The sequence below is a fragment of the Kocuria turfanensis genome (assembly GCF_001580365.1).
In the GTDB taxonomy this organism is placed as follows: Bacteria; Actinomycetota; Actinomycetes; order Actinomycetales; family Micrococcaceae; genus Kocuria; species Kocuria turfanensis.
This window is the reverse complement of record NZ_CP014480.1, coordinates 3648615-3668701: the sequence shown is the minus strand read 5'-3', so window position 1 is coordinate 3668701 and position 20087 is coordinate 3648615. Positions and strand designations below refer to the sequence as shown.

The 20087-nt window shown below is 72.1% G+C and carries 20 protein-coding genes and 1 riboswitch; of the genes, 1 reads left to right on the top strand and 19 read right to left on the bottom strand.

Features of this window, described 5'->3' with window-relative positions; genetic code table 11:
- Positions 1-78 precede the first annotated feature (78 nt).
- The 3 genes from AYX06_RS19440 to AYX06_RS16705 all read right to left on the bottom strand — a co-directional run bounded on the left by AYX06_RS19440 (position 79) and on the right by AYX06_RS16705 (position 2336).
- On the bottom strand, positions 79-489 hold the full coding sequence (locus tag AYX06_RS19440) for a YlxR family protein (protein WP_084271694.1): 411 nt from the start codon (positions 487-489) through the stop codon (positions 79-81).
- Positions 490-644: 155 nt separating this feature from the next.
- Entirely contained in the window at positions 645-1625 is a 981-nt protein-coding gene (gene nusA, locus AYX06_RS16710) for a transcription termination factor NusA (RefSeq protein ID WP_062736730.1), read from the bottom strand.
- 192 nt (positions 1626-1817) lie between these two features.
- Positions 1818-2336: a ribosome maturation factor RimP gene (locus AYX06_RS16705; RefSeq protein WP_062736729.1), complete on the bottom strand. Its 519-nt coding sequence runs from the start codon at positions 2334-2336 to the stop codon at positions 1818-1820.
- A 103-nt stretch (positions 2337-2439) separates the two neighbouring features.
- Between AYX06_RS16705 and AYX06_RS16700 the strand changes: the two genes are divergently transcribed.
- Complete coding sequence (locus tag AYX06_RS16700; RefSeq protein ID WP_062736728.1) at positions 2440-3399, top strand: hypothetical protein; 960 nt, start codon at positions 2440-2442, stop codon at positions 3397-3399.
- 106 nt (positions 3400-3505) lie between these two features.
- Here the strand turns inward: AYX06_RS16700 and AYX06_RS16695 are convergent, their stop codons facing one another.
- From AYX06_RS16695 to frr, 16 genes are all read right to left on the bottom strand, one after another.
- Entirely contained in the window at positions 3506-4273 is a 768-nt protein-coding gene (locus tag AYX06_RS16695) for a TSUP family transporter (RefSeq protein ID WP_062737146.1), read from the bottom strand.
- A gap of 49 nt (positions 4274-4322) precedes the next feature.
- Positions 4323-6122: a proline--tRNA ligase gene (locus tag AYX06_RS16690; protein WP_062736727.1), complete on the bottom strand. Its 1800-nt coding sequence runs from the start codon at positions 6120-6122 to the stop codon at positions 4323-4325.
- A 143-nt stretch (positions 6123-6265) separates the two neighbouring features.
- Positions 6266-7120, bottom strand: coding sequence for a GNAT family N-acetyltransferase (locus AYX06_RS16685; protein ID WP_232319341.1), 855 nt, complete (start codon positions 7118-7120; stop codon positions 6266-6268).
- Positions 7121-7138: 18 nt separating this feature from the next.
- Positions 7139-8305 (bottom strand): flavodoxin-dependent (E)-4-hydroxy-3-methylbut-2-enyl-diphosphate synthase, encoded by a 1167-nt coding sequence (gene ispG / locus AYX06_RS16680; protein ID WP_062736725.1) that lies wholly within the window; start codon positions 8303-8305, stop codon positions 7139-7141.
- Between the two features lie 144 nt (positions 8306-8449).
- Positions 8450-9784, bottom strand: a complete 1335-nt coding sequence (locus AYX06_RS16675; RefSeq protein ID WP_062736724.1) for a M50 family metallopeptidase — start codon at positions 9782-9784, stop codon at positions 8450-8452.
- A 189-nt stretch (positions 9785-9973) separates the two neighbouring features.
- On the bottom strand, positions 9974-10573 hold the full coding sequence (locus tag AYX06_RS16670) for a methionine ABC transporter permease (protein WP_084271793.1): 600 nt from the start codon (positions 10571-10573) through the stop codon (positions 9974-9976).
- Positions 10574-10629: 56 nt separating this feature from the next.
- Positions 10630-11709 (bottom strand): methionine ABC transporter ATP-binding protein, encoded by a 1080-nt coding sequence (locus tag AYX06_RS16665; RefSeq protein ID WP_084271693.1) that lies wholly within the window; start codon positions 11707-11709, stop codon positions 10630-10632.
- Positions 11706-12593, bottom strand: a complete 888-nt coding sequence (locus AYX06_RS16660) for a MetQ/NlpA family ABC transporter substrate-binding protein (protein ID WP_062736722.1) — start codon at positions 12591-12593, stop codon at positions 11706-11708. The genes AYX06_RS16665 and AYX06_RS16660 overlap by 4 nt, the downstream gene beginning before the upstream one ends.
- A 99-nt stretch (positions 12594-12692) precedes the next feature.
- Positions 12693-12809: riboswitch (SAM riboswitch) on the bottom strand.
- Between the two features lie 217 nt (positions 12810-13026).
- The gene (locus tag AYX06_RS20610) at positions 13027-13374 is read right to left on the bottom strand and encodes a DUF4190 domain-containing protein (protein WP_232319340.1); all 348 of its coding nucleotides are present in this window, start codon (positions 13372-13374) and stop codon (positions 13027-13029) included.
- A gap of 464 nt (positions 13375-13838) precedes the next feature.
- The gene (gene dxr, locus AYX06_RS16650) at positions 13839-15113 is read right to left on the bottom strand and encodes a 1-deoxy-D-xylulose-5-phosphate reductoisomerase (protein ID WP_084271692.1); all 1275 of its coding nucleotides are present in this window, start codon (positions 15111-15113) and stop codon (positions 13839-13841) included.
- 103 nt (positions 15114-15216) lie between these two features.
- A complete protein-coding gene (locus AYX06_RS16645; protein ID WP_062736720.1) occupies positions 15217-15477 on the bottom strand; it encodes a GlsB/YeaQ/YmgE family stress response membrane protein in 261 nt (86 codons plus the stop codon).
- Positions 15478-15661: 184 nt separating this feature from the next.
- Entirely contained in the window at positions 15662-17293 is a 1632-nt protein-coding gene (locus AYX06_RS16640; RefSeq protein ID WP_062736719.1) for a solute symporter family protein, read from the bottom strand.
- 3 nt (positions 17294-17296) lie between these two features.
- The gene (locus tag AYX06_RS16635) at positions 17297-17677 is read right to left on the bottom strand and encodes a DUF485 domain-containing protein (protein ID WP_062736718.1); all 381 of its coding nucleotides are present in this window, start codon (positions 17675-17677) and stop codon (positions 17297-17299) included.
- A gap of 163 nt (positions 17678-17840) precedes the next feature.
- Positions 17841-18443 (bottom strand): DivIVA domain-containing protein, encoded by a 603-nt coding sequence (locus AYX06_RS16630; protein WP_062736717.1) that lies wholly within the window; start codon positions 18441-18443, stop codon positions 17841-17843.
- Between the two features lie 25 nt (positions 18444-18468).
- Positions 18469-19413 (bottom strand): phosphatidate cytidylyltransferase, encoded by a 945-nt coding sequence (locus AYX06_RS16625; protein ID WP_062736716.1) that lies wholly within the window; start codon positions 19411-19413, stop codon positions 18469-18471.
- Positions 19413-19970 carry a ribosome recycling factor gene (gene frr, locus AYX06_RS16620; RefSeq protein ID WP_047801870.1) on the bottom strand — a complete coding sequence of 186 codons (558 nt, stop codon included), beginning with the start codon at positions 19968-19970 and terminating at the stop codon, positions 19413-19415. Before frr ends, AYX06_RS16625 begins: the two co-directional genes overlap by 1 nt.
- Positions 19971-20087 lie beyond the last annotated feature (117 nt).

Genomic DNA, 20087 nt, shown 5'->3' with positions numbered 1-20087 from the left:
GGGTGTCGGCCGTCGATGACGGCGCACCGGCCCAGGAGGCCGTAGGCAGAGCACAACGAAGCACTCATCGCTGGGCACTCATCGGTTTTCCATCGGTTCTCTGACTCGCTTTCCAGTTCTGACCCGCGTGCGGACGTGGTCACCGGTCCGGTCGGACCGCGCGGGCTGCCGTCCGGGGACGGCTGTGGTCGGCACTCGTGCGCCCGGTCGCCGGGCCGTCCGCGAGGACAGCAGGGCGTCCAGCTCGGGGGCGATCCCCTCGGTGTCCACGGGGGCCCGGAACGCGCGCTGGAAGGCGCGCCGGCGCAGGGCCGTGTCCAGGCACTCGCGGGAGGGGTGGAGCCAGGCTCCACGACCGCCGAGGCGCCCGGTCCGGTCGAGCACGGCCTTTCGGCCGCCGTCGTCCGGCTCGGTCACCACACGTACGAGCTGGTCAGGGTGGTCGGTGGTCCGGCATCCGATGCACGTGCGACGGGAGTCCGCACTCACTCAGGGCTCCTCGTCTCGCGGCGGGACGTCGGGACGGCTCGCGCGGGCCGGGGATCCGGCGCCGGACAGGGACCACCAACGATCTGACCGTGGACCAGTCTATCCCGGGGACGGCCCTGAGCCGAAACCGGGCGGGCGGTGACCCGGGGGCGCGCTCAGGCCCGCGGGGCCGCCTTCGACTCGGGCACGATGTCGATCTTCCAGCCGGTGAGCTTCGCGGCGAGGCGGGCGTTCTGCCCCTCCTTGCCGATGGCCAGGGACAGCTGGGAGTCGGGGACGACGGCGCGGGACGAGCGGGCGCGCTCGTCCAGCACGGTGACCCGGGACACCTTGGCCGGGGACAGGGCGTTGGCGATGCAGCGGGCCGGGTCGTCGGACCAGTCCACGATGTCGATCTTCTCGTCGTGCAGCTCGCTCATCACCGCGCGCACCCGGGAGCCCATCTCGCCGATGCAGGCGCCCTTGGCGTTGATCCCGCCCTGGGTGGCGCGCACGGCGATCTTGGTGCGGTGCCCGGCCTCGCGGGCCACGGCCATGATCTCGACGGAGCCGTCGGCGATCTCGGGCACCTCCATCTCGAAGAGCCGGCGCACGAGGTCGGGGTGGGAGCGGGACAGCGTGATGGACGGGCCCTTCATGCCGCGCTTGACCTCCACCACGAAGGCCCGGATCCGGGACCCGTGCAGGTACTTCTCGCCCGGGGACTGCTCGTGCGGGGGCAGCACGCCCTCCACGGTGCCGAGGTCGACCTGCACCATGTGCGGGTTGTGGCCCTGCTGGATCTGCCCCGACACGATCTCGCCCTCGCGGCCCTTGAAGTGGCCCAGCACGGCGTCGTCCTCGACGTCGCGCAGGCGCTGCAGGATGACCTGGCGGGCCGTGGAGGCCGCGATCCGCCCGAAGCCGGCCGGGGTGTCGTCGAACTCCCCGATCGCCTCGCCGTCCTCGTCCAGCTCGGGGGCCCAGATGGTCACGTGCCCGGTCCGGCGCTCGATCTCGGCGCGGGCGCCCGGCAGCGCCCCGGGGCTCTTCTGGTAGGCCAGCAGGAGGGCCTGCTCGATCGTGGGGATGAGCAGGTCCACGGGGATGTCGCGCTCACGCTCCAGCAGTCGGAGGGTGCTCATATCGATGTCCATGTCCGGCCTTCCTCACGTGTCGACCCCGGGGACGAAACAGCGCGCCGTCGGTGAGGACGGAGCGCTGCCACGGGTCGTGTTCGCACACTCGTTCGTTGTACTCGGTTGTCGTCGCACTGCGGACCGCGGCGCCGGTGGGCGCCGCGGCGTCAACGGCACATCTTACACTCGCCGCGGGGTGCTCCGGGGCGCTCAGTCCGTGAACTCGACCTCCACCTTGGCCCGGCGCACACGGTCGAACGGCCACCGCTCCGGGTCGAGCAGCCGGGCGGGCATCCCCTTCTTGGCCTGGTGGCTGCGCTGCAGGACCACGCCGTCCTGCGCCACCTCCAGCAGCCGGGCGGTGAACTTCTCCCCCTCCACGGGGGTGACGCGCACCAGCCGCCCGAGCGAGCGCCGCCAGTGCCGGGGCTCGGCGAGCTCCCGGGTGGCCCCCGGGGAGGAGACCTCCAGCTCGTAGGCGGACCCGGGCACGGGGTCGTCCCGGTCCAGGGCGTCGGAGACCGCGCGGGCCACCTCGGCGATCCGGTCGATGTCCACGCTGTCGGTGCGGTCCTCGGGGAGGTCGACGAGCACCTGCAGCACCAGCCCGGTGCCGCTCGGCTTCAGGGCGACGTCCTCCAGGACCAGGCCCGCCTCCTCCACGACCGGTCCGATCAGCTCGGTCAGCCTCCGGTGGTCGTCGGGTCCGGTGCTGCTCTGCTCGCTCACGGGGATCTCCTGGTGCTCTAGGGTCGGGCGGGGGTCGCTCCTGCAGATCCTATGATGAACCGGGACCCCGCCCTTCTCCCCTCCCCCCGCCCAGGAGCCCTCGGTGACCGATCCCCGCACGCCCGCCCGCCGGGTGCTCCCGCCGCTGCTGACGGTGCTGGTGGTGCTCCTCGCCGCGGTCGGCGGCTGGTGGCTCGGCGCGGCGCGGCCGGTGCCCCCCGACGAGGCGGCCCGGGCGGACGCGTGGTCGCGCACGGAGGCGCTGCTGAGGCACCCGTCCCTGGAGGCCCTGGCGGAGGGGGCGGCCGTGCGCGCGGACCTGGACCGCCAGCTCGCCGCCCTGGGCCCGGCGCCCGCGGCCCGGGTCCCGGCCGCGGCGCGGGCCGCGGACCCCTCCCCCGCGGACGCCGCCGGCCCCGGCGCCCCGGCGGACACCGAGGACCTGCCCGGCGCCCTGGCGCGCTCGGCCGAGACCCTGGCCCGGGACGCCCTGGACGCCGAGGACCCCGCCCTGGCCGCCGTCCTGGGCGCCACCGCGGCCTCGCGGGCGACCACGGCCGGGCAGCTGGGCGGGGACGCCGCGGTGCCGCGGCTGTGCGCGCCCGGCGCGGACCCCGGCTCCGGGGCGACGACTCCCGCGGCGGCGCCGCTGTGGTCCGCGCTGGACCGGGCCGGCTACGCCCTCGAGGCGCTGGCCGCCCGCACGGGGCCGGCCGGCGCACCGGCGGGCGCTCCGCTGCGGCAGGCCCGCGAGGACGTGGCCGACCTGCTGGAGGCTCCCGTGGCGCGCGGGGTGCTCGCGGCCGAGCCCGGGCTGCGGGCCGGCGCCTACGTGCTGCCCCGGGAGGTCGCGGAGGACCCCCTCCGGGGTGCCGGTGCGGCGGCCGGCGACGTGCAGGAGGCCGCCGCCCGGGCCCTCGCCCAGGGCGGGCCGGCGACACGCTGCTGGGCGCTGCAGGCGCTCGAACGGGCCGGCACGCTGCGCGCGGAGCTCGGCGGCGAGGTGGACGCCCTGCCCGGGGTGCTCCCCGACGACCGCTCCGCCGCGCCCGGCGCACCGTGACGCGCGGCCGGCGTCGCCCCGGGGTGCCCCCGGCGCCCCGCCGCCAGGAGCCGTGCCGGGCCCCGGCCCCGGACCGGGGCGGCCGCGCCGGGGCCGGGCTCCGGGGTCAGGCCCCCCGGAGCACGTCGACGCCCAGCTTGAGGATCAGCAGCGAGACCACGCTGAGGAACACGACCCGGATGAACCGGTTGCCGCGGGCCACGGCGGTGCGCGCCCCGAGGTAGCCGCCCACCATGTTGGACAGGCCCAGCAGCAGCCCCAGGCCCCACAGCACCGAGCCGTGCCCGAAGAAGAACAGCAGGGCGCCCACGTTGGTGGCCAGGTTGACGATCTTCGCCTTCGCGCTCGCGGCCAGGAAGCTGTAGCCCAGCAGCGTGATCATGGCGATCACCAGGAACGACCCGGTGCCCGGGCCCATCACGCCGTCGTAGAAGCCGATGACCGTGCCGATCACCATCGCGGTCCCGTAGTGCCGCGCCCCGCTGTGGCGCAGTTCGGTGAGCTGGCCGACGGTCGGCTGGGCGACGGTGAACAGCAGCACGGCCACCAGCGCCGCGAGGATGATCGGCCGGAACACCTCCTCGGGCAGGGACGCGGCCAGGGCGGCGCCGCCGAAGCTGCCGGCCAGCGCGACCCCGGCCATGGGCAGGGCCGTGCGCAGGTCCGGGGAGGTGCGGCGGTAGAACGTCAGCGCGCTCGTGGCCGTGCCGAACACCGAGCCCATCTTGTTGGTCGCCAGCGCCTGGACCGGGCTGATGCCGGGCACCATGAGCACCACCGGCAGCTGCAGCAGCCCGCCGCCGCCGACCACGGCGTCGATGAACCCGGCGGCCAGCCCGGCGGCGACCAGCAGGGCCACGACGCCGGGCTCCATCTGCTCCAGGCCGGAGGCCCCCAGCCAGCCCTCGAGCTGGTCCACGGGCTCAGCCGCGCACGGCTGCGGAGACCACCGCGGCGATGCCGTCCCGGGCCACGTCCTCGCTGGTGCCGCTCGCGCGGTCCTTGAGCTCCAGCAGGCCGTCCTTGAGGCCGCGGCCGACCACCAGGACGGTGGGCACGCCGAGCAGCTCGGCGTCGCCGAACTTCACTCCCGGGGAGACCTTGGGGCGGTCGTCGAAGAGCACCTCGATGCCCTCGGCCTCGAGCTCGGCCACGATCCGCTCGGCCTCCTCGAGCACCTCGGGCCCCTTGCCGGTGGCGACCACGTGGACGTCGGCCGGGGCGACCCGGCGGGGCCAGATCAGGCCCTTGTCGTCGTGGTAGGCCTCGGCCAGGGCGGCCACCGCGCGGGTGACGCCGATCCCGTAGGAGCCCATGGTCACGGTGACGAGCTTGCCGTTGCGGTCCAGGACCTTCAGCCCGAGGGCCTCGGCGTACTTGCGGCCCAGCTGGAAGATGTGGCCCATCTCGATGCCGCGGGCCGCCTCGAGCGGGCCGGAACCGTCCGGTGCGGGATCGCCGGCCCGGACCTCGGCGCACTCGAGGACGCCGTCCCAGGCGAAGTCGCGCCCGGCCGTGAGGTCGTAGACGTGCTTGCCGGCCACGTTCGCCCCGGTGATCCAGCGGGTGCCGCGGACCACGCGCGGGTCGACGAAGAAGGGGATCCCGGTCGAGGAGTCCTCGCCGAGCACGGCCTGGTCGAGGCCCAGGCCCGGGCCGATGTAGCCCTTCACCAGCAGCGGGCAGGTGCGCAGGTCCTCGTCGGTGGCCTGCTCCACCAGCACCTCCCCGGAGACCTCCAGGGCGGCGCCGACGCCGGCCTCGATGCGCTTGAGGTCCACGGCACGGTCCCCGGGCAGGCCGACCGCCACGAGCCGGCGCCCGCCGTCGGGCAGGACGACGGCCAGCACCACGTTCTTGAGCGTGTCGGAGGCGGTCCAGGGGCCCTCGGCGCGCGGGTGCAGCTCGTTCGAGCGCTCCACGAGCGTGTCGATGGTGGGGCTGTCCGGGGTGTCGAGCACCCGGGCCTCGGGTGCGTCGTCGAGCTCGCGCTCGGGCGGCACCACCGTGGTGACCGCCTCGACGTTGGCCGCGTAGCCCCCGGCCGAGCGCACGAAGGTGTCCTCCCCGATCGGCGTGGGGTGCAGGAACTCCTCGGAGCGGGAGCCGCCCATGGCCCCGGACTGCGCCGACACGGCGATCACGGGCAGGCCCAGGCGCTCGAAGATCCGGACGTAGGCCTCGCGGTGGCGGGCGTAGGACTCGTCGAGGCCGGCGTCGTCGACGTCGAAGGAGTAGGAGTCCTTCATCACGAACTCGCGCCCGCGCAGCAGGCCGGCGCGCGGGCGGGCCTCGTCACGGTACTTGGCCTGGATCTGGTAGAGGGTGACCGGGAGGTCCTTGTACGAGGAGTACAGGTCCTTCACGAGCAGGGTGAACATCTCCTCGTGCGTGGGCGCGAGGAGGTAGTCGGCCTCCCTGCGGTCCTTCAGGCGGAAGAGGTTCTCGCCGTACTCCGTCCACCGGTTGGTGACCTCGTAGGGCTCGCGCGGCAGCAGCGCCGGGAAGTGCACCTCCTGGGCGCCGATCGCGTCCATCTCCTCGCGCACCACCCGCTCCACCTTCGCGAGCACCCGCAGGCCCATCGGCAGCCAGGTGTAGATGCCGGGAGCGGCGCGGCGGATGTACCCGGCGCGCACGAGCAGCCGGTGGCTGTCCACCTCGGCGTCGACGGGGTCTTCGCGGAGGGTCCGCAGGAACAGGGAGGAGAGGCGCAGCGCCACGTGGGCTCCGTTTCTCCCGGGGAGCGCGGCGAGGTGCGGCCGGGCCCGGGGCGTCGAGAGGGGGTGCGGCACCGACGGCGCCGCGGATTCCGGTCAAATCTACACCCCCGGCGCCGCGCCGGACGGCGCGCCCGGTGCGGGGCTCAGAGCAGGACGGTCGCGAAGGTCCCGACCCGGCGGAAGCCGACCCGCTGGTAGGTGGCCAGGGCGCGGGTGTTGTAGTCGTTGACGTAGAGGCTGACCACCGGGGTGCCGCGGCGGGCCAGGCGCACCGCGGCGGCCATGCACGGCACCGCCAGCCCCCGGCCCCGGTGCGCCGGGTCCACCCACACGCCCTGCACCTGGGCGACCCCGCGGGCGACCGAGCCGAGGTCGGCCTTGAACACCACCCGGTCCCGCTCGTCGGTCAGCACCAGGCAGCGTCCCGAGCCGACGAGGGCGGCCACCCGGTCGCGGTAGCCGCGGTCCCCGCCGGAGTACGGGGAGTAGCCGACCTCCTCCTCGAACATCGCGGCGCTGGCCGGGAGCACGGCGGGCAGGTCGGCGCTCGTGGCGAACCGGACACCGGGGTGCGGGTCGGGCGCCGGGTCGTGGTCGATCGCCAGCAGGGGCTGCACCGGGCGGACGTCGAAGGGCCGCGGCCACGAGCGCTCGAGCCGGGACCACAGTCCGAGCACCGGCTCGGCCGGGCCGAAGATGGACGCGTACCGGGCCCCGCCCCGGCGCAGGTGCCCGGCCACGAGGTCGAGGCCGGGCTCGTCGAGGGCGATGGGGACCACGTTGGTGCCCGTCCAGCAGGCCCCGGTGAGCTGCCCGTCCGGGCCCGCCGTGCCGACGACCGGCGGCACCCGGGAGCCCTTGCCGCGGCGGTGGGACTCCACGTGGGCGGCCACGAAGGCGTGGGCGACGGGGTCCGCCCCGAGCAGGCGGTCCAGGTCGGCGGGGTCGACCTCCCCGGACGGCACGAGCCGCGGCGCCGTCCTCCGCTGCGTCCTCACCCGATCGTCACCGGCCCGTCAGCTGACGCTCACCACGGGGCTGCCGGTGGCGCTCTCCCCGTCCCCGTCGGCGTCCATCTCGGCGGCGATGCGGTTGGCCTCCTCGATCAGGGTCTCCACGATGAGGTCCTCGGGCACGGTCTTCACGACCTCGCCCTTGACGAAGATCTGGCCCTTGCCGTTGCCGGAGGCCACCCCGAGATCGGCCTCGCGGGCCTCGCCGGGGCCGTTGACGACGCAGCCCATGACGGCGACGCGCAGCGGGACCGTGAGGCCCTCCAGGCCCGCGGTGACCTCGTCCGCGAGGGTGTAGACGTCCACCTGGGCGCGCCCGCACGAGGGGCAGGAGACGATCTCGAGCTTGCGCGGGCGCAGGCCCAGGGACTGCAGGATCTGGTTGCCCACCTTGACCTCCTCGACCGGGGGCGCGGAGAGCGAGACCCGGATGGTGTCGCCGATGCCCTGGGAGAGCAGGGCGCCGAAGGCGGTGGCGGACTTGATGGTGCCCTGGAACGCCGGGCCGGCCTCGGTCACGCCCAGGTGCAGGGGCCAGTCCCCGCGCTCGGCCAGCAGCTGGTAGGCCCGCACCATGGTGACGGGGTCGTTGTGCTTGACCGAGATCTTGAAGTCGTGGAAGTCGTGCTCCTCGAACAGGGAGGCCTCCCACACCGCGGACTCCACGAGCGCCTCCGGGGTGGCCTTCCCGAACCGGTCCATGATCCGCTGGTCCAGGGAGCCCGCGTTCACCCCGATCCGGATGGACACCCCGGCGGCCTTGGCCTCCCGGGCGATCTGGGCGACCTGGTCGTCGAACTTGCGGATGTTGCCGGGGTTCACGCGCACGGCCGCGCACCCGGCCTCGATGGCCTTGTACACGTACTTCGGCTGGAAGTGGATGTCGGCGATCACCGGGATCGGGGACTTCATCGCGATGATCGGCAGGGCGTCGGCGTCGTCCTGCGAGGGGCAGGCCACCCGGACGATGTCGCACCCGGCGGCGGTCAGCTCGGCGATCTGCTGCAGGGTCGCGTTGATGTCCGTGGTGGGGGTGGTCGTCATGGACTGCACGCTGACCGGCGAGTCGGAGCCGACGCCCACGGACCCGACCCGGATCTGCCGGGTCTTCCGGCGCGGGGACAGGACGGGCTGGGGTGCGGCGGGCATGCCGAGGCTGACCGGGGTCAAGGGTTCCTCCGAGGAGTTCGCGGACAGATGCGGGGACGGTGGCGGGCGGACCCGGTCGCCGGGTCCGTCGTCGCCTCCCATTGTGCCCCATGCCCCCGGACGGTTCCTGGGCGCGGTTCCCGGATTCCGCCGTGGCCGAACGGCTCAGAACAGCTGCACGGGCTTCACGATGTCCGCGTAGACCAGCAGGACCGACATCCCGATCATCAGCACGGCCACGGCGTAGGTCAGCGGGAGCAGCCGCGCCGGGTCGAACGGGCCCGGGTCGGCGCGGCCCAGCAGCCGGGCGACACCCCGCCGCAGGCCCTCCCACAGGGCGCCGGCCACGTGCCCGCCGTCCAGCGGCAGCAGGGGCAGCAGGTTGAAGACGAACAGCGCCAGGTTCACCGACCCGATCAGCCCCACCAGGGAGGCCGCCTTGTCCCGCAGCTCGATCTCCTCGTGGGCGGCGATCTCCCCGGAGATCCGGCCGATCCCGACCACGGAGATGGGCCCGTCCGGGTCCCGCGGCGCGTCCGAGAACGCGGCCTGCCCGACCTCGTAGACCCGCTGCGGCAGGTGCAGCACGACCCCGGCGATCTGCTCCAGGCCGTCGAGCACCGCCCCGGGCACCGCGGTGAGCGGCTGCCGGACGGGCACGGCGGTGGGGCTGATCCCGATGAACCCGACCTCCTCGTAGCGGGGCGCGCCGTCGGGGCCCGTCACGGCGGCGCCGGTGTCGTCGACCACCGGGCGGGAGGTGAGGATCGGGGTGAGCACGGTCCGCACCTCCGCCCCGTCGCGCTCGACCACCACGGGGATCCGCTCCCCGGCGCGGTCGCGGATCCGCGCGGTGAGCTCCTCCCACGTGGCCACGGGGGCGCCGGCGACGGCGGTGACGACGTCCCCGGGACGCAGCCCCGCCGCGTTGGCCGGGGCCTCGGGGTCCTCCGCGCGGCACTCGGTCTGCCCGGCGGCCTGCCGCTCGGCGGGCACCACGCACTCCGAGACCCACGCGACCGTCGTGGTCGGCGTCGCCGTGCCGAACCCGGTGAGCAGCACGGCGAGGCACACGCTGCCCAGCAGCAGGTTCATGACGGGCCCGCCGAGCATGATCACGATCCGCTTCCACACGGGCAGGCGGTAGAAGACGCGGTCCTCGTCCCCGGGGGCCAGCTGCACGGCGGAGGCGCTGCGGGCCTCGGCGGCGAGCTGCTGGAGGACCCCGGTGCCGGCGGTCCGCGCCGTGCTCCCCGCCCGGGCGGGCGGGTACATCCCGACCATGGAGATGTAGCCGCCCAGCGGCACGGCCTTGAGCCCGTACTCGGTCTCCCCGCGGCGGCGGGAGAACACGGTGCGTCCGAAGCCGACCATGTACTGGGTGACGCGCACGCCGAAGAGCTTGGCGGGGACCAGGTGGCCGAGCTCGTGCAGGGCGATGGAGACCGCGATGGCCACGGCGGCGAGCAGCACGCCCACGAGGAACAGGACCACGCCCATCCGGGGACCTCCGGAGATCGTCGGGTCGTCCCTGGCGGGCGCCGGGGACGGCAGGGGCCGCGCGTGCGCGGCGAGGACCAGTGTGCACCACGATCCTGGGCGCGGGGTGTCACGCTCCCGCGCACGACGACGGCCGGTCGCCTCCGGGGAGGGACCGGCCGTCGCGGGCACCGCCGGGGCGCCGGGGCCTCAGCGGCGCAGGATGCGCCGGGCCAGCCGGTTGCCCACCAGCTGGACCAGCTGGACGAGGACGACGATCACGGCGACCGCCGCCCACGTGACCTCGTCGTTGAACCGCTGGTAGCCCAGGCGCAGTGCGAAGTCGCCCAGTCCCCCGGCGCCGATGGCCCCGGCCATCGCGGACATGTCCGTGATGCCGATGACCAGGAAGGTGTAGCCGAGCACCAGGGGTCCGAGCGCCTCGGGCAGGATCACCGTGGTGATGATCCTCCCGCGCGAGACGCCCATCGAGCGGGCGGCCTCCACCACGCCGGGGTCCACGCTCATCAGGTTCTGCTCGACGATGCGCGCGACCGCGAACATCGCCCCGATGGTCATCGCGAAGATCGCCGCGTTGGGGCCCAGGCGGGTCCCGACGACCTGCTGCGTCAGCGGCCCGAGCGCCGCCAGGAGGATGATGAAGGGGATCGGCCGGACGAAGTTCACGACGAGGTTGAGCCCCTCGTGCACCGCCCGGTTCTCCAGGATGTTGCCCCGGCGGGTCACGTAGAGCCCCACGCCCACGAGCATCCCGAGGAAGCCGGCGAGGACGAGGGTGACGGACACCATGTACAGGGTCTCCCCGAGCGCGGAGAGCAGCTCGGGGCCCAGGACGGACCAGTCGTTCACGCGGCCACCTCTCTCAGGGTCGTGATGCGGGACAGCTCGTCGACCACGGCCTGCACGGCCGCGTCCTCGCCGGTCAGCTCGAAGGTGAGGGACCCGAAGGACTGCTCCTGGAGCACGCTGATCCCGCCGTAGGCGATGGTGAAGCGGACCCCGCGGGCGGCGCCGTCGGAGAGCACGCCGCCGATGTCCACGCCGTCGCCGACGTCCACGATCACCAGGCGCCCGCGGTGGGCCCGGCGCAGCCGCTCGACCTCGCGCTCGTCCGGCACCGAGTGCAGGACGGAGGAGACGAAGCGGCGTGCGGTCTCGGTGCGGGGCCGGGCGAAGATGTCCACGGTGGAGCCGTGCTCCACGACCTTGCCGTCCTGCATCACGGCGACGCGGTCGGCGATCGCCCGGACCACGTCCATCTCGTGGGTGATGATCACGATCGTGATGCCCAGTTCGCGGTTGACCCGCTGCAGCACCTGCAGCACCTCCTGGGTGGTCTCCGGGTCGAGGGCGCTGGTCGACTCGTCGGCCAGGAGCAGCTTCGGGCTGGTCGCCAGCGCCCGGGCGATGCCCACGCGCTGCTTCTGCCCGCCGGAGAGCTGCTCCGGGTAGTTGCCGGCGCGCGCGGACAGGCCCACGAACTCCAGCAGCTCGGCGACCCGCGCCCGCCGCTTCTCCTTCGGCCAGCCGGCCCGCTTGAGCGGGTACTCGACGTTGCCGGCCACGGTCCGGGACGTGAACAGGTTGAACTGCTGGAAGATCATCCCGATCTCCTGCCGGACGGGCGCCAGCTCGGTCTCCTTGCGGCCGGCCACCTCGAAGCCCTCCACGGTCAGGGACCCCGAGGAGACGGGCTCGAGCCCGTTGATCAGGCGCACCAGGGTGGACTTGCCCGCCCCGGAGTAGCCGATCACGCCGAAGATCTCGCCGCGGTGGACGTCGAGGCTGACGTCGTCGACGGCCAGCACCTCGCGCGCGGCCCGGCCGGAGCCGGTGCGGAAGGACTTCGAGACGTTGCGGAAGGCGACGAGCACCTCGTCCGGGCGCCCGCGTGCGACCGGCCCGGAGGGGACCGCAGCGCTCACTGTCCCTGGTCCTTCAGCTCCTGCTGGTAGCGCGCGGCCAGCTCCTGCAGCTCCTCCGGCTCCAGCTGCAGCGGCACGGCCGTGTCCTTGGTCTCCTCCATCTCGGCGTCGATCACGGTCTGCTCGTGGTAGAGGTCCGCGACCTGCCGGAGGGTCTCGTCGTCGGCGAGCTCCTCGGTGGTGGTGAAGAGGTTGACGTAGGCGCGGGAGCCCTCCGCCTCGGGGTCGTCCTGGGCCAGGGCGGACTTCGGGTCGATGTCCGCGCGGGCGAGGAAGTCGTTGTTGATGACCGAACCGGCCACCGAGTCCATGGAGAGCACCGTCTGCTCGGCCGACACGGGGGTGACCCGGACCGTGGAGGCCTCGGTGTCGACGTCGAGCTCGGTGGGGATGAGGGTGTCGCTCTTCAGCTCCACGAGACCGGCCGACTCGAGCACGAGCAGGGCCCGGGAGAGGTTCACGGCGTCGTTGGGGACGGCGATCTCGTCGCCCTTCTGGAACTGGTCCACGGAGTCGTACTCGTTGGAGTACAGGCCCAGCGGGTAGATCGACGTCGAGCCGATCGGGGTGATGGAGCCCCCGGCGGAGTTGTTGTAGTCGGCGAGGAAGGGGACGTGCTGGAACCAGGTCATGTCCACGTCGCCGGACTCGGTGGCCGGGTTGGGCTGGTTGTAGTCGGAGAAGTCGACGTACTCGACGGTGATGCCCTGCTCCTCGGCCAGCTGCTTGAGGGCGTCGTGGGTCGGGTGCGAGCCGACGACGCCGATGCTGACCTTGCCGTCGGCCAGGGCGCCCTCGCCGGCCTGGTCGGAGCCGCCGCAGGCGGTGAGGGTGAGGCCGAGGGTGGTGGCCAGGGCGAGGAAGGTGAGGCGCTGCGATCGCATGTCGTGCCTTTCCGTGGGTCCAGGAGGTCGGGGATCTCCACCAGTCCCACCAGGGCCGACGGCCACGGTCGAGGGCGCGCCGGAGGCGCGTCCGCGGTCGAACCGTACTTGCCGCCGGCCCACGATGGCCGGTGCCGGATGGTTCACCTGGGGCACCCCACTACGGGAGAGGGTTGCCGCCCAGCAAGCCAGGGCTGCGCGCTGGGACTCGTCATCCGCCCGACAGACTAGCACGTGCGCCGGGGCCACATCCGGTCCACTTCTGGCCGGTCAACAAATGGAAAATGCTCAATGCGGCGTGTCGGACCGCGCATCACTTACCAGTCTATGTTCACAGCGAAATTTCTTATGCGTTGGTGATTAGTCTGGATTAGCAAGCTACTGCGACGTCAAACTTTGCATATGATATTTGGGATAGATGGCCAGGAACTGATTAATAAAGGCCAATAACAGCAAGAAACCACAGCAACCCCAAAAGACCGAAGGCTAGGTCGATCCAGCCGAGAACTTTCCCCGCTGTCGCGGGGACGCCCATCGACTGAGCTTTGCTGGCCTGCGAGATGGCAAGGGGTCCGAGGACTATTCCGAGAACGAATAGGCCAATCACCCCCAGGACAACGGCATTGCTCTTGTGGCTCATACCCTGCATGGCCATTGGGTGGGGAAGGGGCGAATATCCGGGATACTGCACGTATTGCTGATGCATATAGGGATTTTGCGAGTACTGAGGCTGCGCCTGCGGGACGTCATCTCGCGCATGCCCTGCCTGCTGGTGATCCATAGGATGCCTACCTCTGTCAGTGAGTAGTACTGGAGCTAATAAAATTGACGGGCCGATCCGACACCTAGGGTGCCGTTCATTCGAATTAACTGAGTCATCCCGGACACCTAGCAATCGCCACGGCAAGCCAAGCCACACGAAAACAAACTGGCGCGTGGGATTCTTGAGTATGAGATTTCCACTTCGTTTATCACCCCAACGATGACGACCACCCGCTGGGGTCCGAACGGCCGTCTTGATGTCATTCCTACTTTACCTCATGGTCATACACGTCCACCGCGCGCCACGGCGCAAACGGAACATGCTGCGTAGACCCCCCGGAAAGCGCCATGTCAGCATGGTTCCATGCCCCGTTTCTGCACCCGGGAGGCGGTACCGCCTCCGGGCTTGTCTCACAGCGTTACTCCTCCGCTAACCTCAAACGGGAAACCATGCTGTATGTCCACAGAAATCTCTCGAAACGCTCAGCGGGCAAGGACCTCCTGGGCCCGCCGCCGCGCCCAGCGCTCGGCCTCCAGGACAGCGCCGAGGTCCAGGCCGCCGCCGTCCTCATGCTCGCCCAGCACCGCCTCCACCGTGTCCACGATCGCCGGGAACCGGATCCTCCCGTCGTGGAAGGCGTGCACCGCCTCCTCGTTGGCGGCGTTGAACACCGCCGGATGGGTGCCCCCGCGCTCCCCCGCGGCCTTGATGAGCTCGACGGCGGGGAACGCGTCCCGGTCCAGCGGCTCGAAGGTCCACTCGGTCGCGCGGGTCCAGTCGCACGCGGCGGCGGCACCGGGCACCCGGTGCGGCCAGGCGAGGCCGAGGGCGATGGGCAGGCGCATGTCCGGCGGCGAGGCCTGGGCCAGCGTCGACCCGTCCACGAACTGGACCATGGAGTGCACCACCGACTGCGGGTGGACGACCACGTCGATGCGCTCAAGGGGAACGTCGAAGAGCAGATGCGCCTCCAGCACCTCCAGGGCCTTGTTCACCATGGAGGCCGAGTTGGTGGTGACCATCACGCCCATGTCCCAGGTGGGATGGCGCAGCGCCTCGCGCGGGGTGACCGCCTCCAGCTCCGCCCGGGTGCGACCGCGGAACGGCCCGCCCGAGGCGGTCAGGACGAGCCGGTCCACCTCGGCGGCGCTCCCGCCGCGCAGCGCCTGCGCCAGGGCGGAGTGCTCGGAGTCCACCGGGATCAGCGCGTCCGGGTGGCCCGAGGCCGCGGCCGCCTCCTTCACCAGCGCTCCCCCGGCGATCAGCGACTCCTTGTTGGCCAGCGCCAGCCGGTGCCCGGCCCGCAGGGCCGCCAGGGTGGGGGCGAGGCCGATCGAGCCGGTGATCCCGTTGAGCACGAGGTCGGCCTCGGGGTGCGCCGCGGCCGCCGTGGCGGCCTCGGGGCCGTGCAGGATCTCGGGCCGGTAGTCCCCGGCGCCGGCGGCCGCGGCGCGCTCGCCGATCCGCCGGGCCAGCTCCTGGGCGTCCTCCCCGCTGCCGCTGGTCGCCACCACGGCGGCGCGGGTCTGCACGGCCTGCTCCGCCAGCAGCGACAGACGGCCTTGGCCGGCCGCGAGGGCCACCACGCGGAACGGCGCCCCGCCGGCGAGCCCGTCGGCTGCCCGCACGACGTCGAGGGCCTGGGTGCCGATCGACCCCGTCGAGCCGAGCACGACTATCCGGCGGGGGCCGGAGGCGGCCAACGCGCGCAGTTCGGGGGTCGGGTGGGAACGGGACGCGATGAAGGGGGACCTCATTGTCCCAGTATCCCCCAGCCGAGCCCGGGCCTGGGCTCGGACGTATCGAGACCCCGGTCACCGTTTCCGGTGGCCGGGGCCTCGAGGTCCGCTGGGGTGCGTGTCAGTGTGTGCGGCCCTTGCGACCCGTCACGAGTCCATAGATGAAAAGCAGAATGAGAGCGCCAACAACTGCGAGGATGATTGAAGTGATGGTTCCACCGCCGATATTGAGCAACGAACCGATCCATCCACCGAGCAGGGCCCCCAGAATGCCCAAAACGATGGTAACGATAATGCCCCCGCCCTGCCTGCCTGGCATGATCAGCTTCGCGAGAGCACCGGCGATGAGGCCGACGACGATCCACCAGATGATTGCGCCCATGACTTCTCCTTGTCCGTCCCGGGAGGGACTTTCATTGTAAGCAACCGGCGAGTTTCCCAGGAATACCCTGAGCCGGCTTCTGCAGCCACCCTACCGGACTGTCAGCCCTCTGTCTTTTCTCTTTCGCGAATTCCGGGTGCGGCCGCCGGGCCGGGAGTCCTCCCAGGTGGGAGCGGGGACGTCGTCAGTGGGCGACCGGCTTCTCCGCGCCGATGCCTGTGAGCGAACGCACCTCCATCTCGGACTGCTTGACCGGGTCCTCCAGGCGCCGCTCCGTCATGGAACCGATGAAGCCGAGGAGGAAGGACGCCGGGATGGACACGATGCCCGGGTTCTGCAGCGGGAACCAGGCGAAGTCCGCCGTGGGGATCATCGAGGTCTCCGCCCCGGACATCACCGGGGAGAAGATGATCAGGACCACGGAGATGATCAGGCCGCCGTACATGGACCAGACCGCGCCGCGGGTGGTGAACCGCCGCCAGTACAGCGAGTACAGGATGGTCGGCAGGTTCGCCGAGGCCGCCACCGCGAAGGCCAGCGCCACGAGGAACGCGACGTTCTGGCCCTGGGCCCCGATCCCGCCCGCGATGGAGACGATGCCGATGACCACCACGGTGGTCTTGGCGACGCGCAGCTCCTGGCGGGGGTCGGAGTTCCCCTTCTTGATGACGCTGGTGTAGATGTCGTGGGCGAAGGAGGCCGAGGCCGTGATGGCCAGGCCGGCGACGACCGCGAGGATCGTGGCGAACGCCACGGCGGCGATGATGCCCATCAGCAGCGAGCCGCCGAGCTCGAAGGCCAGCAGCGGGGCCGCGGAGTTCACGCCGCCGGGGGCCGCCTGGATCCGCTCGGCGCCGATGAGGGCCGCCGCGCCGAAGCCCAGGACGAGCGTGAAGAGGTAGAACAGGCCGATCAGCCCGATCGCCCAGACCACCGAGGTGCGGGCCTCCTTGGCCGTGGGCACGGTGTAGAAGCGCATCAGCACGTGGGGCAGACCCGCGGCGCCGAAGACCAGGGCGAGCCCCAGGGAGATGAAGTCCAGCTTGCTGGTCTCGCTGGCCCCGTAGCGCAGACCCGGCTCGAGGATCGCGGGGTTGCCGGAGACGGCGACCGCGTCGCCCAGCAGGGAGGAGAGGTTGAAGCCGTAGAGCGCCAGGATCCAGACGGTCATCACCGCCACGCCGGAGACGAGCAGCACGGCCTTGATGATCTGCACGTAGGTGGTGCCCTTCATCCCGCCCACGAGCACGTAGACGATCATGAGCACGCCCACGACGACGATGACGAGGGACTGTCCCGCCCGGGAGCTGATGCCCAGCAGCAGGGACACCAGGGCACCGGCGCCGGCCATCTGGGCCAGCAGGTAGAACGCGGACACCGCGAGGGTGGAGATCGACGCCGCCACGCGCACCGGGCGCTGGCGCAGCCGGAAGGACAGGACGTCGGCCATCGTGAACTTCCCGGTGTTGCGCAGGAGCTCGGCGATGAGCAGCAGAGCCACCAGCCAGGCCACGAGGAAGCCGATGGAGTAGAGGAACCCGTCGTAGCCCTGGACGGCGATCGCGCCGACGATGCCCAGGAAGGACGCCGCCGAGAGGTAGTCGCCGGCGATCGCCAGGCCGTTCTGCGTCCCGCTGAACCCGCGGCCGCCGGCGTAGTAGTCGGCCGCCGTGGCCGTGGACTTGGAGGCCCGCAGCACGATCACCATGGTGACGACCACGAAGGCCCCGAAGATGGAGATGTTGATCCAGGGCGTGCCGACCGTCTCCGTGGTGGCGGTCGCCATGGGCGCGAGCGCGGTGGGGAGGTGGTTCATCGACTAGTTCTCCTGTCCGTGGACGCCGCGGGTGGTCCCGAGGCTGGGCTCGAGGCGCTCCCGGATGGCCGTGGCCTTCGGGTCCAGCTTGCGGTTGGCGAAGGACACGTAGGCGCCCGTGATCGCGAAGGTGGTGACGAACTGGAGCAGCCCCAGGATCACGCCCAGGTTGACGTTGCCGACCACCTGGATGGCGAAGAGCTGCGGGACGTACATGGCGAGCACCACGTACAGCAGGTACCAGACCAGGAAGGCGACAGCGAGCGGGAAGACGAAGCCGCGGTGGGTCCTCCGCAGTTCCTGGAACTCGGGCGACCGCTGGGCCGCGGGGAAGTCGACGTCGGCGACGAGGTCGTCGGCGTCGATGGGTGGCTGGTTGGACATGGGCTACCTCCTCATGTGATGCGGACCACACTAGGCCTTTGTATGCAGAGGGGCAAGACGAAGCACCGGCAATTCCCAGTTTGGGGCACGAATGTGACATGGAGGGCGCATTCTGGACGATTCGTGTCCAAGGCTGTATACACAGCGGGCGCGGGTGGGCTCCTCAGCGCAGGGCCAGCAGGAGCTGGACGGCGCGGTCCAGGAAGGCGTCCACCTGCTGCTCCTCGTAGCTGCGCTCGCCGTGCGCGAGCGGGAAGACGGCCCCGCGCAGCTCGGCCGGATCCAGCGGGGCGGAGTCCGTCAGCCGGGCGCCGAGGCGCTCGCAGAGGACGTCGACGTGGGCGGCCGAGTAGCCCTGCCCCCGGGACCGTCCGGGGTGCCGGAAGCGCTGGGTGCGCGGCCGCTCGATCCGCCCGCGCAGCAGCCCCGTCAGGGCGTCGACGTGCTGCCGCCAGACCTCGGGTCCGCGCAGGCGCAGGACCTGCTCGCGCTCGGCGGCGGCGAGGGCGTCCTCCGCGGCGTCCAGGGCCTCGTCGACGGCCTCCGGGCGGTAGCCGCCCCGCGCCCCGGAGAACACGGCCGCGCGCACCTGCGTGCTCAGCAGGAGGGCGCACCCCTCCCCCGGGGCGGGATCGGGCGCCTCCAGGGTCTTCCGCACGCGGGCGAGGAAGGCGTCCACCTCGGCGACGTCGTAGCCCCACGCGCCCTCGGCGCAGCGGGGGATGCGGGACGCGGGGATGCGTGCGGCGGCGTGCTCGGCGGGCATGGGCGGGCGGTCCTGGGCGGCCCGGTCAGGCGCTCGCGGCGAACAGCTCGAAGAGCAGGTACCCGGCGGGGACCGCGAAGAGGATGGAGTCGATCCGGTCCATCACGCCCCCGTGGCCGGGCAGCAGCGTGCCCATGTCCTTGATCCCCAGCTCGCGCTTGACCATGGACTCGGAGAAGTCGCCGAGGGTGGCGGCCAGCACGAGGGCCACCGCCAGGAGGGCGCCCTCCCACCAGGCGTGGTCGAGCAGCAGCACGGCGCACAGGATCCCGATCACCACGGACCCGCCCAGGGAGCCGGCGAAGCCCTCCCAGGACTTCTTCGGGCTGATCCTCGGGGCCATGGGGTGGCGGCCCCAGACCACCCCCACGGCGTAGCCGCACGTGTCAGAGCCGATGGCCAGCAGGATGACGGTGAGCACCTTCAGCGCCCCGCCGTCCGTGTGGTAGAGCAGCAGCGCGATGCTGAGGAGGAACCCGACCCAGACGAGGGCGAAGACCGAGCCCATGATGGACAGGATCATCCCGTCCCGCTCGCCCAGCGCCCGCCACACGATCACCAGGGTCAGGCCCACGACCACGGCCATCATGAGGGCCTCTCCCCCGCCGGCGAACGCGGCGAGGGGCATGAGCACCCCGGCGGTGACCGCCGGGACGCGCGGGATGGAGATGCCGCGGTAGCGCAGCGACCGCCCGACCTCCCAGACCCCGATCCCGGCGGCCGTGCCGGCGAGCAGGGCGAGCACGGCGGGCTGGACGAACAGGCCCACGAGCAGGGTCCCGATGAGCACCACGGCGACGCCCACGGCGGCCGGCAGGTTCCGTCCGGCGCGGGAGGGTGCGGTGTGCCGCCGCTCCCGGTGGTGGCCCGCCGCCGCGTCCCGGGTGCCGGGGGCACGAGAGGGGAAGGCCTCCCCGGCGGGTCCCGGGGAAGCCTTCAGCTCCTGGTGCGGGGGTCGCGGGTCCGGCATCAGACCTGCAGCAGCTCCGCTTCCTTGTTCTTGAGCATCTCGTCGATCTGCTCGATGTGCTTCTTGGTCACGGCGTCGAGGTCCTTCTCGGCGCGCTTGCCCTCGTCCTCGCCGATGTCGCCGTCCTTGACGGTCTTCTCGATCTGGTCCTTGGCGTGCCGGCGGATGTTGCGCACCGACACCCGGGCCTCCTCGGCCTTGTGCCCGACGATCTTCACGTACTCCTTGCGGCGCTCCTGGGTCAGCTCCGGCATGACCACCCGGATGACGTTGCCGTCGTTGGCCGGGTTGGCGCCGATGTCCGAGTTGCGCAGCGCCTTCTCGATGTCGGTCAGCGCCGAGCGGTCGTAGGGGGTGATGAGCAGGGTGCGGGCCTCGGGGTTCTGGAAGGAGGCGAGCTGCTGGAGGGGGGTGGGCGTGCCGTAGTACTCGACGAGGACGCTGGAGAAGAGGGAGGGATTGGCCCGGCCCGTGCGGATGCCGGCGAAGTCCTCCTTGGCGCCGTCCACGGCCTTGCCCATCTTGGTCTTCGCTTCGGACAGGATGTCTGAGATCACGTAGGAGCTCCTTCGTCGGGTCGCACGGAGTCCTCCGCGCGGGGTCGGTTCCGCCGGGACGGCGCCGGGGGGGCGCCCGTCCCGGGCATGCTGGCCCCAGTCTAGCGCCGGGCCGCC

Excerpts from the sequence above, each read along its gene's own strand:
- AYX06_RS16645 (WP_062736720.1), bottom strand. The coding sequence starts at position 15,477 with ATGGGCGCAATCATCTGGTGGATCGTCGTCGGCCTCATCGCCGGTGCT.
- dxr (WP_084271692.1), bottom strand. The coding sequence starts at position 15,113 with ATGAGGTCCCCCTTCATCGCGTCCCGTTCCCACCCGACCCCCGAACTG.
- AYX06_RS16640 (WP_062736719.1), bottom strand. The coding sequence starts at position 17,293 with ATGAACCACCTCCCCACCGCGCTCGCGCCCATGGCGACCGCCACCACG.
- AYX06_RS16630 (WP_062736717.1), bottom strand. The coding sequence starts at position 18,443 with ATGCCCGCCGAGCACGCCGCCGCACGCATCCCCGCGTCCCGCATCCCC.
- nusA (WP_062736730.1), bottom strand. The coding sequence starts at position 1,625 with ATGGACATCGATATGAGCACCCTCCGACTGCTGGAGCGTGAGCGCGAC.
- AYX06_RS16660 (WP_062736722.1), bottom strand. The coding sequence starts at position 12,593 with ATGCGATCGCAGCGCCTCACCTTCCTCGCCCTGGCCACCACCCTCGGC.
- AYX06_RS16695 (WP_062737146.1), bottom strand. The coding sequence starts at position 4,273 with ATGGAGCCCGGCGTCGTGGCCCTGCTGGTCGCCGCCGGGCTGGCCGCC.
- AYX06_RS16670 (WP_084271793.1), bottom strand. The coding sequence starts at position 10,573 with ATGGTGTCCGTCACCCTCGTCCTCGCCGGCTTCCTCGGGATGCTCGTG.
- AYX06_RS20610 (WP_232319340.1), bottom strand. The coding sequence starts at position 13,374 with ATGGATCACCAGCAGGCAGGGCATGCGCGAGATGACGTCCCGCAGGCG.
- AYX06_RS16675 (WP_062736724.1), bottom strand. The coding sequence starts at position 9,784 with ATGGGCGTGGTCCTGTTCCTCGTGGGCGTGCTGCTCGCCGCCGTGGCC.
- AYX06_RS16635 (WP_062736718.1), bottom strand. The coding sequence starts at position 17,677 with ATGTCCAACCAGCCACCCATCGACGCCGACGACCTCGTCGCCGACGTC.
- AYX06_RS16625 (WP_062736716.1), bottom strand. The coding sequence starts at position 19,413 with ATGCCGGACCCGCGACCCCCGCACCAGGAGCTGAAGGCTTCCCCGGGA.